The sequence below is a fragment of the Blautia sp. AF34-10 genome, from assembly GCF_003477865.1.
Classification (GTDB): domain Bacteria; phylum Bacillota; class Clostridia; order Lachnospirales; family Lachnospiraceae; genus Fusicatenibacter; species Fusicatenibacter saccharivorans.
Window position 1 is genome coordinate 1 of the sequence record NZ_QUED01000084.1, and the last position, 922, is coordinate 922.

Genomic DNA, 922 nt, shown 5'->3' on the forward strand with positions numbered 1-922 from the left:
CTCTACAACAAACATATCAACATTTTAACAAACGCTATTTCAAAGGATCTATAATACTTCTAGCCATATTCTTAAACGATTTTTTATAATGCTTAAATCAACTTTTAAACTTATCCTCTAATTAAAATGAGGACTACCACTAATTAACACTGTAGCAACCCTCATCTTTCTTACATTTTAGTGATTAGCATTAGATCCAAATACACTTGTGTATAACTGATTCTGCGCCTGAGCTTTCTGAACATAGGCAGACCCACACGTAGAAAAGCATGTGCATGAACACGGTCCATTTGCATAAACACTCACATTATTTCTTCCCTTATGTTCTTTCTTTTTAAGCGTTTTCTTCATTTGAATACCTCCCTTCGAGCATAATTTTATTACCCATTGCGATCGCAAAAGTAATCCAGTAAATTTTAGTCGTCTAAAAGTTGCATTATTATCCATTTATATGCGTTATAACAATTTTCAAACTGCATTTGCTCCATCCTTGTTTTCACATTCCATCCTTTTTTATCAAAAACCTCAAAATCTATCAAACTATTACTTTCAAATATATTTTTATCCGTTTGAATAATAAGCACATCTGGATTGTATATTGTATTTACTGCCATTATTAACGTCTCTGTCACATTCCCATGCGTATAAAATTCTAATGGAATTTCTGCCACGCAAGACTCTTTTAGGTTCTTTTCTGATGTTAATACTATACACTCATAGTCTTCCTTCCCAAAACACTCATATAACAACTTTGCCCCAATAACAGTACGTGTTAAAATTATCGGAATTGACCACGCTTTATTATTCACAATCCCATTCCATTCCAATTCTTTTTCATAGATACATTTGTTTATATGATTCATAATAAATTTTTTTGCATCTTGGTATGAACCTTTTTTATTTTTCCTTAATAACATATCTC

1 protein-coding gene is annotated in these 922 nt (G+C 31.5%); it reads right to left on the bottom strand.

What is annotated here, in order from left to right:
- Nucleotides 1-416 precede the first annotated feature (416 nt).
- Nucleotides 417-922, bottom strand: a 506-nt coding sequence (locus DWZ60_RS17390) for a hypothetical protein (protein ID WP_158576420.1), incomplete at its 5' end; no start/stop codon positions are given.